Source organism: Vescimonas coprocola, from assembly GCF_018408575.1.
Taxonomy (GTDB): Bacteria; Bacillota; Clostridia; order Oscillospirales; family Oscillospiraceae; genus Vescimonas; species Vescimonas coprocola.
Map to the genome: position 1 here is coordinate 1,047,494 of NZ_AP023418.1, position 16,997 is coordinate 1,064,490.

At 60.1% G+C, this 16,997-nt stretch carries 13 protein-coding genes; all 13 read right to left on the reverse strand.

Features of this window, described 5'->3' with window-relative positions; genetic code table 11:
• Nucleotides 1-9 precede the first annotated feature (9 nt).
• Nucleotides 10-2,436, reverse strand: coding sequence for a replication restart helicase PriA (priA, locus tag KJS28_RS05190; protein ID WP_213542012.1), 2,427 nt, complete (start codon nucleotides 2,434-2,436; stop codon nucleotides 10-12).
• Nucleotides 2,437-2,450: 14 nt separating this feature from the next.
• Nucleotides 2,451-2,666: a DNA-directed RNA polymerase subunit omega gene (gene rpoZ, locus KJS28_RS05195; protein WP_021858913.1), complete on the reverse strand. Its 216-nt coding sequence runs from the start codon at nucleotides 2,664-2,666 to the stop codon at nucleotides 2,451-2,453.
• A gap of 42 nt (nucleotides 2,667-2,708) precedes the next feature.
• Nucleotides 2,709-3,308 carry a guanylate kinase gene (gmk, locus tag KJS28_RS05200; RefSeq protein ID WP_213542013.1) on the reverse strand — a complete coding sequence of 200 codons (600 nt, stop codon included), beginning with the start codon at nucleotides 3,306-3,308 and terminating at the stop codon, nucleotides 2,709-2,711.
• Entirely contained in the window at nucleotides 3,309-3,572 is a 264-nt protein-coding gene (locus KJS28_RS05205; protein WP_213542014.1) for a DUF370 domain-containing protein, read from the reverse strand.
• 11 nt (nucleotides 3,573-3,583) lie between these two features.
• On the reverse strand, nucleotides 3,584-4,462 hold the full coding sequence (locus KJS28_RS05210) for a YicC/YloC family endoribonuclease (RefSeq protein ID WP_213542015.1): 879 nt from the start codon (nucleotides 4,460-4,462) through the stop codon (nucleotides 3,584-3,586).
• Nucleotides 4,463-4,499: 37 nt separating this feature from the next.
• The gene (locus tag KJS28_RS05215; RefSeq protein ID WP_213542016.1) at nucleotides 4,500-5,144 is read right to left on the reverse strand and encodes a DnaJ domain-containing protein; all 645 of its coding nucleotides are present in this window, start codon (nucleotides 5,142-5,144) and stop codon (nucleotides 4,500-4,502) included.
• Nucleotides 5,137-6,042 carry a DUF5685 family protein gene (locus KJS28_RS05220; RefSeq protein ID WP_213542017.1) on the reverse strand — a complete coding sequence of 302 codons (906 nt, stop codon included), beginning with the start codon at nucleotides 6,040-6,042 and terminating at the stop codon, nucleotides 5,137-5,139. The genes KJS28_RS05215 and KJS28_RS05220 overlap by 8 nt, the downstream gene beginning before the upstream one ends.
• Nucleotides 6,042-6,446 (reverse strand): SoxR reducing system RseC family protein, encoded by a 405-nt coding sequence (locus KJS28_RS05225; protein WP_021858907.1) that lies wholly within the window; start codon nucleotides 6,444-6,446, stop codon nucleotides 6,042-6,044. The genes KJS28_RS05220 and KJS28_RS05225 overlap by 1 nt, the downstream gene beginning before the upstream one ends.
• A gap of 26 nt (nucleotides 6,447-6,472) precedes the next feature.
• Complete coding sequence (locus tag KJS28_RS05230; protein WP_213542018.1) at nucleotides 6,473-7,729, reverse strand: CdaR family protein; 1,257 nt, start codon at nucleotides 7,727-7,729, stop codon at nucleotides 6,473-6,475.
• The gene (cdaA, locus tag KJS28_RS05235; protein WP_213542019.1) at nucleotides 7,716-8,603 is read right to left on the reverse strand and encodes a diadenylate cyclase CdaA; all 888 of its coding nucleotides are present in this window, start codon (nucleotides 8,601-8,603) and stop codon (nucleotides 7,716-7,718) included. Before cdaA ends, KJS28_RS05230 begins: the two co-directional genes overlap by 14 nt.
• A 194-nt stretch (nucleotides 8,604-8,797) precedes the next feature.
• Nucleotides 8,798-11,827, reverse strand: coding sequence for a TIGR02452 family protein (locus KJS28_RS05240; protein ID WP_213542020.1), 3,030 nt, complete (start codon nucleotides 11,825-11,827; stop codon nucleotides 8,798-8,800).
• An 84-nt stretch (nucleotides 11,828-11,911) separates the two neighbouring features.
• Nucleotides 11,912-15,016: an Ig-like domain repeat protein gene (locus KJS28_RS05245; RefSeq protein ID WP_213542021.1), complete on the reverse strand. Its 3,105-nt coding sequence runs from the start codon at nucleotides 15,014-15,016 to the stop codon at nucleotides 11,912-11,914.
• Nucleotides 14,898-16,961 (reverse strand): InlB B-repeat-containing protein, encoded by a 2,064-nt coding sequence (locus tag KJS28_RS05250; protein WP_213542022.1) that lies wholly within the window; start codon nucleotides 16,959-16,961, stop codon nucleotides 14,898-14,900. The genes KJS28_RS05245 and KJS28_RS05250 overlap by 119 nt, the downstream gene beginning before the upstream one ends.
• Nucleotides 16,962-16,997: the final 36 nt, after the last annotated feature.

Sequence of the window (16,997 nt, forward strand, 5' to 3'; positions counted from 1 at the left end):
TTCGTACCTCTAATCCATCAGATTGCAGTCCGTGTGGACCGCCATATTGCGATGCTCCGGGCGACGGGCGAAGGCCTTCATATAGGCCGCCAGCAGCTGGCGGAGCGGTTTTTCGTTTTGGCCCACCACCGTGATCCGGTAGCGGTAGCGGTTGTTCAGCTTCACCACCGGGGCCGGGGCAGGCCCCAGCACCTCCGGCTCCATGGCCCGGTACGGCTCCTGCGACAGCGCCTGCCGCAGAGCAGCGCACAGCTGGGCGCAGGCCCGGCGCACCGGCTCCTCCTCCGGGCCGGTGACGGTGAGGGTAAAGTGGTCGGCAAAGGGCGGGTCACGCCGCAGACGCCGCAGACGGATCTCATCGTCGTAGAAGCGGTCATAGTCCTGCTCCGCCGCCGCCAGGATCACGTCGTTGCGGGGGGTGTAGGTCTGGATCACCGCACGGCCCTCCTTCTCCCCCCGGCCGGCCCGGCCCACCACCTGCGTCAGCAGGCTGAAGGTGCGCTCCGCCGCCCGGTAGTGATCCACGTACAGCGACAGATCCGCCGCCAGCACGCCCACCAGCGTCACCCCGGCGAAATCCAGTCCCTTGGCCACCATCTGAGTCCCCAGCAGAATGGGGATGCGGCGGCGCTGGAACTCCCGCAGGAGCTTCTCGTGGCCCTCTCCCACGGTATCGGCATCCATCCGCAGAAGCTCCGTACCGGGAAAGAGCCGGGTCAGCTCCTCCTCCACCTTCTGTGTACCGAAGCCGATATGCTTCATGGCGCCGCCGCAGTCGGGACAGGTATCCGGCGCAGGCTGGGAGTGGCCGCAGTAGTGGCACATCATCCGCCTGTTGGCGGAATGGTAGGTGAGGTAGACGCTGCACCGGGGACACTGGGGAACGTAGCCGCACTGGGGACACAGCAGCTGGCGGCTGCTGCCCCGGCGGTTCAGAAACAGGATGCTCTGCTCCCCCGCCGCCAGATTCCGCTCCAGCTCCTGCTGAAGAGGGCGGCTGATACAGCTGAAATTGCCGTCCCGCAGCTCCCGGCGCATATCCGCCAGAATGACCTGCGGCAGACGGCGCTGATTGAAGCGCTCCGTCAGGCGGCAGAGGCCGTAATCCCCCTTGCGGGCGTAATAGGCCGTCTCCACCGTGGGGGTGGCGGAGCCCAGCACCAGACGGGCTCCCTCCTGTACGCAGCGGTATTTGGCAATATCCCGTGCGTGGTAGCACGGGGCTTTTTCCGATTCGTAGGAGCTCTCCTGCTCCTCGTCCAGTATAATGAGGCCCAGCCGTTCCAGCGGGGCGAACACCGCCGAGCGGGTCCCCAGCACCACCGCAGCCTCGCCCCGGCGGATGCGCTTATACTGATCCCACCGCTCCGTCAGCCGCAGGCCGCTGTGCAGCAGCGCCACCTTTCGGCCGAAGTAGGCGGTGAACCGAGCCATCATCTGAGGGGTCAGGGCGATCTCCGGCACCAGGATCATCACGGACTTTCCCTGCTCCAGCAGGGTCTGTGCCAGACGGATATACACCAGCGTCTTGCCGCTGCCGGTGACGCCCTGTAAAAGCGTCACCCCGGCCCGGCCCGTCTCCGTCTGGCGGAGAATGGAATCATAGGCCTCCTGCTGCTGTTGGTTCAGGGTGATCTCCTCCGCCGGGACACCGTACTCCCGTGGGGAGATGCGGTACTCCTCCCGGCTGCGGAGGGCGATGAGGCCCTGCTTCTCCAGACTGCGGAGGGTCTGGCGGGTAGCGCCGGTGAAATAGCACAGGTCGTGAACCGTGGTCTCGCCGCACTTGGCCAGAAACGCCGCAGCTTCATACTGCCGGGGGGCGGACCGGCGGCGGCGCTCCAGACGCTCCAGCACCTCCTGCGCCGGGGCGGCTAAGGACGCCAGCTCCACCATGTGGTCCTTTACCTTGCGGCTGGTCTCCGTCTCCACGGAAACCAGTCCCTTCTTTTTCATCTGATACAGCACCGGCGGGATATCCTCCCCCAGTGCGGTGCAGAGGGTCTCCCGCTCCTGCGGGCCGTCGGAGAGCATCCGGCACACCGCCTGCTCCCGTTCCGTAAGGCCCTCCTCTGCCGTGGGGCAGAGGCTCCAGATCTCCCGGTAGCGATACCACACCGCCGCCGGGAGGATGGTGTGCAGGGCATCGTAGAAGGTGCAGAAGTACCGCTGGCGCATCCAGAGGGCCAGCCGTATCTCCTTCTCCGACAGCACCGGCTCCTGATCCAGTAGATTGCGGATGGCCTTCAGGGGCTTGGCAGGCACCTCCTGCCGCAGCTGAAGCACCATGCCCTCGGCGGTGCGGTTGCCCCGCCCGAAGGGTACCGTGACCCGGCAGCCCACGGAGAGCTCCATACCGGACGGCACCAGATAGTCGTAGGGCTTGTCAATGGCGTAGGTAGCCGCCGCCACAGCGACCTTGGCGATCTGCGTCATTGACGGTCCCTCCCTCAGTCTTCCTCGATCTCCGTGTCGATGGTGTGGGCGTCGAACTTGCCCTCAGCCACCTCATGGATGGCCAGCGTCACCGGCTTCTCGTCCAAATGCTGGCCGGTAGCCTCGGCCTCCTCAGCGATCTGGCGGGCCCGGCGGGCCACCACATTCACCATCATATAACGGTTGGGGATATACTCCGTCAGCTTGTTCATTGCGGGATACAGCATCATAATGATCGACCTTCCTTATCTGCCTTTCGGCTGTAATTTGACTTATTTATGCAGGAGCTGCTCCAGACGCTCCGCCGGGCGGCAGTGCTCGGCGCACAGAATGGCCGCCATCTCCGCCACCGCCTGCTCCACGGTATCGTTGATGACCAGATAGTCGTAGCTGCTGGCGGTTTGCAGCTCCACCTTGGCCCGCAGCAGGCGGCTCTGGATGACCTCCTGACTGTCGGTACCACGGGCGGTAAGGCGGCGCTCCAGCTCCACCCATGAAGGGGGTGCGATGAAAATTCGCACCGTCTCCGGTCGCTTGGCGCAGATCTGGTTGGCGCCTTGGATCTCGATGTCCAGAATGACGTCCCGACCGTCATCCATGGCACGGTCCACGTACTTCTTGGGGGTACCGTAGAAGTTGCCTACGTACTCGGCATACTCCAGAAACTCGTCCTCCTCCACCATCCGGTGGAACTCCTCCGCCGGGATGAAGTGGTAGTGGACACCGTCCACCTCCCCAGGACGGGGGTCACGGGTGGTGGCGGAAATGGAAAAATACAGGTCCGTCCGCTGATCAAACAGCGCCTTCAGCACGGTGCTTTTTCCTACACCGGAGGGACCAGATACGATGAATGTCTTACCTCTTCTCTGCACTTAAGCTTCCTCCTCTGTCAGATCCTCCAGCCGGACGCCCAGACGGGGCGCCAGCTTCTCCGCCGGCAGTGCCGACAGCACCACATGGTCACTGTCCATAATAAGTACCGACGCCGTTTTTCGGCCATAGGTGGCGTCGATGAGCATCCCGCCGTCCCTTGTCTCCTGAATGAGTCGCTTGATGGGGGCCGAATCCGGGCTTACCACGGCGATGAGCCGCCCGGCGGCAATGAGGTTGCCGAATCCGATGTTTACCAGCTCCATAGAACGCTCCCTTACTCGATGTTCTGCACCTGCTCCCGGATCTTCTCCACCTCGGCCTTCATGTTCACCACGTCCTGCGTAATGGTCAGGTCGCTGCACTTGGAGCCGATGGTATTGCACTCCCGGTTGATCTCCTGAATGAGGAAATCCAGCTTCCGGCCCACGGGTTCATCCCCCCGCAGCATATCCCGCAGCTGGGACAGGTGGCTGTGCAGGCGCACCGTCTCCTCGTCCACGGCGATCTTATCGGCAAAGATGGCTGTCTCCGTCAGGATACGGGCCTCGTCGATGGTGGTGGAAGCCAGCACCTCCCGCATCTTGCTCTCCAGCCGCTCCCGGTAGGCCGACACCGTCTGGGGAGACTGCGCCTCCACACGGGCCACGGTGTCCTCGATGGTATCGGCTCGGCCGGCGATATCCTCTGCCAGCTTCACGCCCTCCACACTTCGCATCCGGTTATAGGCCGCCAGCGCCGCATCCGTCACCTGACAGATGTCCTCCGCCAGCGTCTCCAGATCCTCCTCCGCCTTGGTGACGGAGAGGACGTCCGGGCAGCGGGACAGCTCCACCGGGGTGACCTCCCCCGACAGGCCGAAGGTCTCTTTTAGCCGCAGCAGTGCCTCATAGTAGCTGCGGGCCAGTGGCTCGTTCACCTTCACCACGGACACGTCCGCAGCGGAGGAGTCGATGGTGACGAACACGTCCACCTTGCCCCGTGACACCGCCTTCTGGACACGGCCCTTGATGGCATCCTCAGCGAATACATAGGCTCTGGGCAGCTTCACAGTACAGTCCAGATACCGGTTGTTGACGGAACGCACCTCCACGGTGATATCCCGCTTGTTTCTTGTTTCTCTCGCCCGGCCATAGCCGGTCATGCTCTTGACCACAGCTTTATCCTCCTTCAAAGGGGATGGGGGTCCCCGTTTATATACAACAGAAATAGCCACCGCCGCCCAGCAGATTGCAGCACAGCATGGTACCGCACAGGCGGGTGCAGGGATCGTCGCAGCCACCGGTGGTAACACGGCTGTATCCGGCGGGGCGGTAGCCGGCGGAGCGACCCTCCGCCATAGCCAGTGCCTGCTGGTACTCCGGGTTGCCGGGGTCCATCTGCACCGCCGTCTCATAATAGCGCTTGGCCTCATCCAGCCAGCCCCGTTTGAAGCATATGGCTCCCTTCAGGAAGTTCCACTCGGCGTTATGGTCGCTGCGGGCGTTGAGCAGCTCCTCCGCCAGATTCAGGTTCCCCTGACGGATGGCCAGACGGATGCGCTGGATGGCGGGGTCATAGCTGCCGCCGTAGCCGCCGGCACCGTAGCCGCCGTAGGAGCCACCATAGCTGCCGCCGTAGGCTCCGTAGCCATTGCCGGAGGCGCCGCGCTTGCGCTGGTTCTGGATCTCCTCGTAGGCCTCGTTGATCTCCTTCATCTTCTCCTGTGCCAGATCGGCCAGGGGATCGTCGTGATAGTTATCGGGATGGTACTTTTTGGCCAGATTCCGATAGGCTTTTTTGACTTCCTCGTCTGTGGCGGTGCTGGGGACACCCAGCACCTGATAGGGATCACGCATCGCCGTGTCCTGCCTTTCGTTCAGGGTATTTCTCTCTCCGGGGCCGCTGATGGAAGGTGCCGTTCAAAACGGCGTTTCCCACCTGATACAGCCCCGCATATACCACACTTTCAATGACCGGCTGCCATACGCCGCACTCCAACAGCTCGAAGGCCGCCGCCATCCGCTCCACGGACCGATCCATGGTCTGGGCCAGCTCCTGACGGCTCTCCTCCGTCAGCTTGCCCTCCTGCACCGAAAATCGCAGGGGCAGCGGATTGTAGCTGCCGCTGCGCTGGTCCTTGGCCAGATCGTCCGCTGCGTCCGTCAGGTATATCCAGCGGCCCAGATGGTACAGCAGCTGCGCCAGCACCCGCCGCCGGACAGGATCCGGCTCCTCCTCTGCCGCACCGGCCAGCAGCCGGGCGAAGGTATCCGCCGGACGGTCAATGGAGGGACAGTTCTCCCGCTCCAGCGCCGTCAGTTCTCCCAGGCAGCCCTGCACCAGCCGGTCAAAATCCGGCCGCAGGCGGGCGGCCTTGCGATAGCTGCGGCGGACAAACAGGGCGGCCAGCCGGTATTTCAGGCCCCCGAAGAAGCCGTGATCCGTCACGCCGTCACGCAGCTGCCACCAGGTCAGGATGACGCTGAGATCCGCCGCCGCATCCAGCGCCGGGTTTTCTTCCCCGCAGGGGCAGCCCCGGATGGGATGCACCGGGCAGCGATGGCGAGCGCAGGAAAAGCCGCTGCCGCCGGCCAGCAGAATGGCCAGAAAGGCCAGATCGTAGTTCAAAATCATCCGGGCCGGCAGGCCGTACCGCCGTCCCAGCGTGCGGCACAGGCCGCAGTAGGCGCTGCGGAACAGGTCTGTCTGCTCCTGAGTCAGCCGATCCGCCGCAGGACGCACATAGCCGAACATCAGAACTCCCGCACCACCGTGTAGGTCAGGGCCTCCGTCTTTTTGGCGTGGCGGTCATAGGCCACGCTGGGCAGGAAGGCCAGCGCCGCTGCGCCGATGGCGATGGCGTAGCGGACGCCCTCCGCCAGTCCCTCCGACAGGAAGTAGCCCAGCAGGAAGCCCACCACCGGCAGCAGATACACCAGGGCTACTACGCCCAATATCTTCCGGGTAGCGCTCTCCACCACCACCTTCTGCCCCGGCCGGACCCCCACAGGGTCCTTGGCCCGTGCGTGGATGGCGGCACCGGTCATGCCGCAGCCGGCGCATTCCTCACAGTCGTGGCCGCAGGCAGACTTTCGGGGGACGGATATCTCCACGAAGCCGCCGGGCAATATCTTTTCAACCGTTGCGATCTGTGTCATGGTCGCTTACACCTCTCTTGCTATGTCTACGGCTGCCCCGGTTCATCCGGAGTCACCGACAGATCCACCACCATCTGATACGAGCCCTTGATACCGATATTCTCGTAGCCCTCGATGCGGATGGTCACCGGCACCGTATGGACCCCTGCGCCGGTGAGTCCGGACAGGTCTGCCACGATGTGGACGTTCTCCGCCGTCAGGGCGTTCACCTCCGCTGTCAGGCCCCGCAGCCGCACGTTCAGCGACTCCGTCTCTGCCGTGGCGGTCATGCCCTCCGGCACATTCTCAAAGGTGAACCGGGAAACGGTCAGCGTCCGCTCCGTGACGCCACGGACCACCACCGTCACGGTGGCGGTGTCCACGCCGTCGGCAATGGTCACATCCTCCGGCACGGGGATGGTATAGGTCAGGCTCTGGGAATCCTCCAGATCCTGCACATACAGGGTATCCAGCACGATGCTGTCGATCTCATCCAGTCGGGCCTTCTCGCCCACCAGCTTCACCGTGGCGGGAGAGATGGTGTAGTCCACTGTCTCCATGGTGGCCCCCACGGCCTCCACAAAGTTCACCCGCAGAGGCACCTCCTTCACCGTCGACACCGGCATGGTGGCGCCGATGAGCTTTTCACTGCTGCGGATGGCGCTGTTCTCGATCTTCACATCGTTGTGGTCGTACAGCTCAAATTCCAGCGCCTGCACCACCGTCTTGTCAGCTCCGGTGATATCCAGCCGCACCTTGGCGTAGCTGACATTCAGCAGGTCGTCCCGCTGGCCACGCAGCAGCAGCACCTCCGGATCCAGCGTCAGCTCCCCGGCCATAAAGCCGTCAGCCACGCTGCCCACAATTTCGCACTGAATGGGTACTTCCTTGCTGTCCAACTCGCCCACGGTAACGGTGATGCTGTAAATGCTGGCAGAATCCACCGTCAGCTTCCCTCTGCGGATGTTATCCGGAAACACCACCTCGTAGGTCAGGGTCTGGCTGCCGGCCTCCTTGATATTGCTGGTATTGGCCACGATCCGAATCTTGCTGCGGTCCAGCTTACGCAGCTCGTTCCGGGGACCCTTGATGACCAGATCCACGGTGGTATCATAGCCCGACAGCAGCATCAGGCCACGATCTGCCAGTGTGGTATCCTCGCCGGAGAATTCCACCGGCACATTTTTCACCTTCAGCGTCACCTCCGGCGAGGTGACGGTATCCACATAGATCCACAGAGCGATCGCCACCAGAATGGAACCGATGATCCGCAGCGCCTTACGGCTGGCATCATTCTTCTTCATCGTTCTGCGCCCCCTTTCTCCGGGTCCGAAGCAGTTCCCGCAGCGGGAAGCGGGCCTTGTCCGTCTCCTCCTGCTGGGGCATCAGCTCGTTATGCAGCAGCTGGGACAGGGTCTCCGCCTGCAGATGGCGCTTCAGCATCCCGCCGATAGCCACGGAGATAGATCCCGTCTCCTCTGAGACGATGACCACCACGGCATCGGAATTCTCGCTCATGCCGATGCCCGCCCGGTGGCGCATCCCCAGATCCCGGCTGAGGTTCACATTCTTAGACAGGGGCAGCATACAGCCCGCCCCCAGGATCCGCCCGTTGCGGATGATGACGGCGCCGTCGTGCATGGGCGCCTTGACAAAAAAGATGTTCTTCAGCAGTTCACTGGAGACGGAGGCATCCAGCGTGGTACCGGAGCGCACCACGTCGTCCAGCAAGATCTTCCGCTCGAAGACGATCAGCACACCCGTGCGGGTGCGGGACATCTCCGTGCAAGCCAGCACCGTCTGGTCGATGGCCCGCTCCAGCTCCGGCAGCTCCTTCTCCGGTGCCAGCGTCCGCAGCAGACGGATGTTCTTGCTGCCCAGCTGCTCCAAGATCCGGCGAATCTCCGGCTGGAACACGATGATCAGGGCCAGCACGCCCCACTCCACCATGTGGCTGAGGATGTAATTCACCACCCGCAGGTTCAGCTTCGAGGACAGCCACAGCGCCGCCAGAAAGATGGCCACACCCTTCAGGATGTTGGCGGCCCGTGTACTCTTCACCAGCGACAGCAGCTTATATACCAGATACGCCACGATGGCCACGTCCAGCAGGTCCGCCAGACGGATCAGAGGCAGGTATCCTTTGATATTTTCCAATACAGACAGGATCTTTTCCATATTGCAGACCTTTCCCATTCGCATACCAATAGGTATTTCACATTATATAATTATTTTCGGAGAATTGCAATAAAAACGTAGGGGCGTGTCTGACATTTTCACGAATCGGCGGGATTGACGGGAAAAAAAGCCCCCTCCGGCCGGGGCCGGAGGGGGATAAGGAACAGGGATTTACTTTACAGGGAGCGGGAGCTTCAGCTCTGCTCCTCCCGGCGCAGGATCCGCTTCCACTGAGCCAACTTCTCCTGATTGGTGGTAACGTCGAAGGAGGCATCCTCCAGTGCCTCCATCAGCTCCCGGCAGGATTGGAAGCGCCTCACCGGGTCGGGCTGCACACACTTTTGGATCAAGTCACCCAACTGATGCGGGAAGCCGTCGATATGCATTGCATGGATGCAGCCTATCTCATAGGGCGGCACGCCGGGGTTACAGCCGGTCGCCAAATAATAGAGCGTGGCCCCCAGACCGTAGATATCTGTCCGGGCATCGGTCTGTCCCATACCGCCGAACTGCTCCGGGGCGGCATAGCCCCATGTACCCAGACAGACGGTATCCCCCGCTTTGCCGGGTTTATAGACACGCATCGTGCCGAAATCGATCAGTGCAAGACGGCCATCGGGCCGCAGCAGGATATTTCCCGGCTTCATGTCACGGTAGACATAATTTCTCTCATGCAGATAGCGCAGCACATCGCATAGCTGCCATGCCCAATCCACCACTTGGATCAGATCCTGAGTCCCTTCTCTGGCCATGACGCTCTCTAGTGTCTCGCCATCAAAATATTCCCGGACCACGCAGAGGGTCTCCTCATCCTCCAGAACCTCTACCAGCTTTGGAATGGCCGGGTGATCCAGCTGCCGGAGGAGGTCAGCTTCCTTCAGGAGCAGCTCACGGATGGCCTTTTGGGCGGGACGATCATCCTTTCGGCAAGGCTTCAGCACCACAAGCTTATCCGTACGGGAGCTTTTCGCCAAATAAACGTCCTTTACGCTCAACGGGGCAAGTGTCCGGATGATCTCATACTCCCCTATCCGCTTTTCCCCTGCAAAATCGCCCATTGGACTCGGCGGCGTTTCCTGCCGGGGAGGTGTGTACGACTCATTCCGCAGGTCAAATATGACCTTCTCAGTCCTTGCAAAAGCGATCTCATCATAGGCCGCAAGCTGATACTTCTTTCCCGGTATGAGCTTACGTCCGTTTATCCACGTACCATTGGTAGAAAAATTGTCTCGCACAAACCAAATTTCCTGCTCATAGAAAAAGGCCGCCTGCCTCCGTGCCACGGTCCGTGCGCTCAGGCGGACGTCACTGTCAGGCGCTCTGCCTACCGTTACCATCGGCTTTTTGATCCGCAGCTTTTCACCAGTGCTTGGGATCGTAAGGGGGAGTACATCGGAATACAGGACCACCGTGGTATCCGGCGGCAGCATCACATATTCCGAGTCATCCAGTATGGGTCGGCGCTCCTTCTGCGTCAACAGCTTCCAGTTTTTTACGGTCAGCAACTTTCCGCAGCATCTGCATACGTATCTGGTTTCATCGGTACCTTCTTCAAAAGCCATGTATTCATGCTGTCCATCCCTGCAATCGAGAATTGCATCGGCCTCTTTGCCCAGCATCTCACGCAAGACAAGCTTTGCGAGCCGCTCCATGCCGGTCCTGGTGGGATGAGAGCCGTCGATGGCATCATAGGGCAGGTGATAGGCATACAGATCGATGAGCCTGCCGCCCTCCAGCACTGCCGTGCGGCGGATGATATCGTTATATACCTCGATGGAGATACCGCCTACGCTCTCCGGAAACGCAAAGGCCGGATCGGTACTCATATAAGTGGAGCAGAGTGTGCAGCACCAGAGCTCGGCATCCGGATAATTGACCCGCAGCTTTTGCAGCATTCGCCGGTAGGCCGTCTCGAACACAGAATACCACTCGTCGGACACTCCGCTGTCCTCCATGGGCCGGACGGCGTTCGCCCAGTCATTGGTGCCGAGATAGACCAAAATCACATCCGGCCGGACACCCCGCATATGCAGATGGCTGGTCCGCTGATCGCTGCACCCGGAGGGGAACAGCTCATGCTGCCCCGGCAGCTTTGTCACCCGACTGCCGGACCAGGAGTCATTGACCAGCAGTTCACCGCCGAAGAAGTCGATGACCTGCCCCCACCATGTATCCGCCATGGTATAGACCCCCGTCTGGCTGCAGACGTCGCCTTTGTAGAAGACGCTGTGATCCGGCGGATTATAGTTTTCCAGTGTGCTGACAGAGTCTCCCAAGACGGAAAATTGTTTGCCTCGATAGAGGTTTGTCGTTTTCCACTGGGAAAGCTCCTCCTGCCGTATTTTCTCCGGGGTAGGCGCATCGTCCACCAGCCACATGGGGCCGGAAAAGCGGAGCTTGGCAGCCTCGGTAGAGAGACCGTCAAAGGCGAGCTGGAAGGCCATCAGGTTCGGACACGGCTTAAAGGGATCGTTGCCGTTGCTGCTTTTGATGGCAAAGACGATATCTGTGAAGCAGGTATCGTAGTGCTCCTCCAGCAGAACATCCCGAAAGGCCTGCGCCACGATCTCCGGCGGATTCTTGAAGGCTCCGCAGCCGAAGGCACCTAAGATCAGCACCCGAATGTCGTTATCTATGGCGGCATTGAAGATGTTGCGGATACGGGAACGGAACAGATCCCCCAGCACGGCGGAATTCGTATGCGGCAGCATGAATAGGATGGGTGCAGCGCAGGTGATCACATCCACACGAAACCACTGGTTCCGCTCCTTCAGGCTCAGATCCTCGTTTTTGAATACGGTCACACCCTTGGTGTAGATCAGGCGGTCGGAGTAGAGATACCGGCCGTGCTCATAGTGATACTGATAGAAGTCATCATATACGCCGGGTGTATTGGCCAGACACGGATAGAGATTGCTGCAGCGGCAGAGGCACTCCTCCTGCGCCGTGGCACCGTTTTTCACGCCACCGCCGGGGACCTCCGGATTGGCAAAGTTCAGCACAGCCACGCCGTATTGATTCCCGAAGCGGGCAGCCGCCGCAAAGGTGGTGGTATCCTCCACCGTGATGCGCCGCTCATACCGGGGCATGAGCGGCTGTTGGGCCCTGAAATCCTCACGGTAGACCTTGGTTCCCTCCATGGCCTGACGGGTAGCGTCCCGCAGTGCTCCGCTTTCGCAGCGGCGCAGCGTGTCCTCAAAGTGCTCGATCAAATTCTCTGGCATTTTTCTTCCTCCTTATCATCCGAAACCATCAAAGCCTCCGGCTGGGGCCGGAGGCTTTGATGTCGGCTTATGCCGGGTCAGGTCTTACTTCTCTTTGTCGTTCTTCTTTTTCTTGCCGGCGGCCAGAGCGATCACCACACCGGCGATCACTACCACAGCGGCAATGGAGCCGAAGAACAGCGGCTTATTGTTGTAGTAGCGCACGAACAGGTTCGTGGTGACGTAGAAGTTGGTGATCTCCTCCGTCTGCTCGTTGCCGGCGGCGTCGGTGCAGACGATCTTCACCTGATGCGCTCCGGTGGAATCGCCCGGAATATCGAAGGTGAACTCGCCCTGGTCCGCCACGATGGCGGCGATCTCTTCTGCTGTCCACGTCTTGTAGGCCTTGCTGTAATCGTCCAGATACACCACCACGGACTGAAGCAGCAGGTTATCTCCGGCGGACAGGCTCACCGTGAGGTTCTCCAGAGGATAGGTGGTATCGCTCTCCAGATTGGTCACGACCATGTTGGGCTTGGTCTTATCCACGCCGAAGCCGATCTCCTGCTTCTTGGTGTCCAGCGTGTTTTCCGCTATGTTGCCCGCAGCATCCTCGGAGTAGAAGGTCAGGCGATAGACGCCGTCATCGGCAAAGTTCTTGGCCAGCACGGTGTAGATGTACTCATACCACTGACCATTGCCGCCCCGCACCTCGATGCGGTAGTCCGTACCCTCCTGCAGGATGATGGTCTGATTGTTCTTGAAGAGCGTGATGCGGATGTTCTGGAGGGCGTCGGGGTTGGTCTCCGTCACCACCACATCCTGCGGCGTCTGGACGTAGGAGCCGTTGAGCTGCTCCGTGGCGGCGCTGAGGGCATAGGTGGAGCCGAAGCGGTTGACGGAGAACAAAATGGTCTTTTCCGTGGTGTTGCCCGCCTTATCCGTCAGGGTGGCCGCCAGCGTGTAGATATCGTCTACTTCCTTCTCCTTGGCGAAATTCTTGAAGGTAAAGACCTTGCCGTTGTGCTGGTCGGCATAGGAGCCGTCCAGCGCAACGCCCTTGCGCATGGCGCCGGTGAGGGTGATGCTCACCTGTGCATCATCGTAGTTGGTATCGGAATAGGACACTACCGGGATGATGTCGCCGTTGTTGGCGGAGCGGTCGGCTACGCCGGTGATCTCCAGCGTGGGAGCCGTCGTATCCACATAGAAGGTCTGCTCCGTGAAGTCGGCGGAGGTGTTGCCCGCCTTATCCGTCACGTCGATGTCGAAGGTGTACAGGCCGTCACGCTGATAGGCGATGGTGGCCGTATGGCGGTCGCCGCTGGAGGTCCAGCCGCTGACCGTGGGCAGGGCGATATCTGCGCCGTCGTCGGTGGCCCGGAGGGTGATGTTCACCCGGCTGGCGTCGAAGTTGTGCTCCGTGACAACAACGGTGGCCGTGCGGTTTGCGTTGTAGTAGTTTCCGTTCAAGGCGGAGTTGTTGTCATAGGTGACGCTGATGGTGGGGCGGGTCTTATCGATGGTGAAGGCCGTCGGAGCGACGGTACCGTCGGCATAGTGCACCGGCTCGTTGGGGTTGCCCGCCTTATCCGTCACGTCGATGTCGAAGGTGTAGTCCCCCTCGGCGGTGTATTCGATGGTGGCCGTATGGAGGTCGCCGCTGGAGGTCCAGCCGCTGACCGTGGGCAACGCAATATCTGCGCCGTCATTGGTGGCCCGGAGGGTGATGTTCACCAGGCTGTCGTCGAAGTTGCGCTCTTTCACCGTGACGTTGGCCCGGCGGCTCTCCCGGAAGAAGGTGCCGCTGTCCGCCGCATTGTTGTCATATTCGATATTGATGATAGGCTTCGTGATATCGATCTTGATGGAATACTCCATGGACGTGACATTGCCTGCGTTGTCCTCGGCGGTCAGCAGGATGTGGACATCGTTGCTGTTGTTCTTCTTTGCATCCACAGTAAAGCGCATTTTCTCCTTGGACTGGCAGGGGGGGACTTTGCCGTCCCAGCTATAGAGCACGCCCCGCTGGGTCACATCTTCCTCGTTATAGACCGTCCCGTTATAGACCGTATAGGTCACCTGCTTCAGGCCGGAATACACGCCGTTTTCCACGGGATCGTTTGCCGACACCACCACCGGCACATCGCCGTTATAAATCTTGTTGTTGGTCAGGCCGGACTCCTTTACGATTTCCGGGGCCGTAAACTCCTCGTGAGGTCTCTCGTTGTCCACCACCAGACCGTTGGTGCTGAGGTAGGTGACATGGCCGGCCATATCCGTGATCTTCAGATAGACCACAAGCTGCTGGTTGGGTGTAAATTCCGTGGTTTTGCCTATATCGGTCCACTTCTGCTGCGCCAGCTCCTTGACTGTCAGCGCCTTCTTCCCTTCACTGTCGGTCTGGAATTTCTGGACAAAGTATTCCTTGCTCTTGATGGGAGAGGTCTCGTCCCATTCGTTATGGGTAATGACGATCTTATCATTGGCCCAAACGCCAAAGGTCAGGTTCTCGCTGCCGATCAGCGCTGTCCATACAGGGGAAGAAGTGGGGTCCTTTCCTCCCACCACATAGGTGTTGGCGGTGATGGTACCGGTGGGGGCTTTCGTATCCACGGTGAAGCAGTAGGGGGTCTCACCAATGGTGGTGGCGTTTACGCTCTTCTTCTGGTCCTTGTCAGCAAGGGCGGACAGACCGGCCTTGTTGGTGTAGGAGATGGACCAGATGTAATTGGCATCCTCAGAGAAGGTCACTTCACAGAAAGCTTTATCCGGGTCAGGAAGCTTCGTCTCCGGGTCAACAGCATTACTCCAATCGGTAATCTTGACCTTGCTGCGCACGTCGTTGCCCACTGTATCCTTGATATCGAACGTGACCGCATCGAGATCCAGTGTGCTGGCTCTGTCGGTGATGGTCACAGTGGCGGTGCGGGCAGCTTTGTAGTAGCCACGCTCAGTGCCGTTCTCCTCCACCACATTGACAGGTTTTTCCTTGACAGGTTTTCCCTTTCCGAACTCGATCTCGATGGTAGGAGACGTAGAGTTGATCTTCACTGCCTTCTCCTCTGGCTTGGACACATTGCCGGCCCGGTCAGTGACCTGCACATAGATCACAACGTTGTCGCTGTTGTTCTTCCCGGCATCCACGGTGAAGGAGAGCTCCTTCAGCTCCTGCAGGATATCGCCGCCCTTCGTGTAGGTATAGAGCATCTCCCGCTGGGTCTCGGTCCCCCTGCTCCGTCTCGGTGCGGTCCTTTACCACCCAATACTCCACGGACTGGATGCCGGAGTAGTCGTCCGGGTCGTTGATGCCATTCACCGTGGCGGTGAAGTTCTTGTTGTAGTAGCCGTTGGTGTTGGCCGCCTCGAGCGCCAGCCCCAGCTTGGGGGCCTTCTTATCCACGACGATCTTCAGGCCCTCCAGCTTCTTGTCTGCCAGCTGTGCCACACGGATCTCCGTCTCGCCGTAGAACACCCGGATGGCCTGAATGGTCTTGGTTTCCTGAATGGCCGCCGGCTGCGTAAAGGAGGCGGTCTTCGCATCGTAGCCGCCGGAGGTCGTTCCGTCGGCAAAAATCAGCTGGATGCCCTTGATCCCGGTCTCGCTGCCAGTCTCATCGGCGGCAGCAGAAAACTGGACCGCTGCATTGTTTGCAAAGACGAAGGTGGCGCCATCCCGGCGGATGGCATTGTCGGAGTTCCAAGTGATGCCATCCAGCGCAGTGAGGTCACTGGTGTTGATCTGGGGGCACGCCGTAAAGGTGACGGTCACCTTCGTATCCCGTTGGACTTCCGTCAGAAGTAGCTTATACGACTTCTCCGCCGCTCTTCTCACGTTGGCCTTCACATCGGCTTCGTCTACCGTGATGGTGTCGATGATATAGCCGTCCTTCGGCGTGATGGTGAGGTCGACGCTGCCGTTATAGTTCACCTTCTCCGGACCCTCCACCTTCACCTCGCCTTGCTCGCCGGAGATCACCGTGATGGTCTGCAGCGTGGGAGCAAAGGTGATCTTGATGGTGTGGGGCGCAGTAATGTTCTTGATATCCCGTGTGAAGGGAGTATCCTTTACATATCGATTGTCATCAAAGCTTTCCGCTTTGCCGTCGATCTCCACCTCGCTGACACGGTAGTTTTCGTTGGGAGTGGCCTTTATCGTCAGGGTGCCGCCCTGCTTCACGAGGACTGCTTCCACCTCGCCGCCCTGCGCTGCGGGGTCGGTTTCCACCGTTCCGTGCTGGCTGTCGTAGGTGACGGTAACGGTGTACACTCTTATGAACTTCACGGCGATCGTCGTGTCCTTATCCACCGTCAGCTTCTTTGTAAAGCTGGCAGTATCTGCAATATCCTCCTGCGTACCGTCGATGGCGATGGATTCGATCTGATAGTCATCGTCCGCCGCAACAGACAGCTCGACCTCAGTCCCCTCTTTGTAGGTCTTTTCCGTGACCGCTTCGCCGTCCAGCAGCACATTGCCGCCCTTGTCGGCGGTGACAGTGACGGTGTACTCCTGCACGAAGGTCACGCTGACGGTGATATCCTCGTCGGCGGTCAGCGTCTCCTGAAACGTCTCGCCCTTCTTCACTGTCCGGGGCTCACCCTTCACCGTAAGCTCCTGAATATAGGCGCCCTTGGCCGGGATCAGCTCCAGCTTCACATCGCCGCCCTTCTCCACGGTGGACGTCTCCGTCTCCTGATCGTTGATCCGGACTAATCCGTTGCCGGTCTTGGTGACCGTCACATTCACGGTATCAGGGGTCTTGACCGTCAGCTTCACATCCACATTGCCGGTCACATCCGTGACAGCGACACGGTCGAAAACGGTGTCATAACCCTCCGCCGATACGGTATAGGCCAATGTGACCGCCTTGCCGTCTGCGATGTCCTGTGCATAGTCGGTCATCTCCTGAATGACCGCCTCGCCGTCGGTGGTGGTCACGGTGTTCCTGGCACCTTCCGTGCCATCCACCTCGATGGTATAATCCACCGATGCGCCGTCCAGCTTGGCATCCTCGTCGCCGCCTGTCACGCAGATGGTAAAGGCATCCGCATGGGTCGCCGTGCTTGCAAACGCAGAGACCGGCACAAGACTGACGGTCATGAGGAAGGCAAGGACGGCAGACAGAATGCGTTTTTTCATTCTAACTTCGTTCATCTCTCACTGCTCCTTACTGTTGAGGTGTTTCTTGGT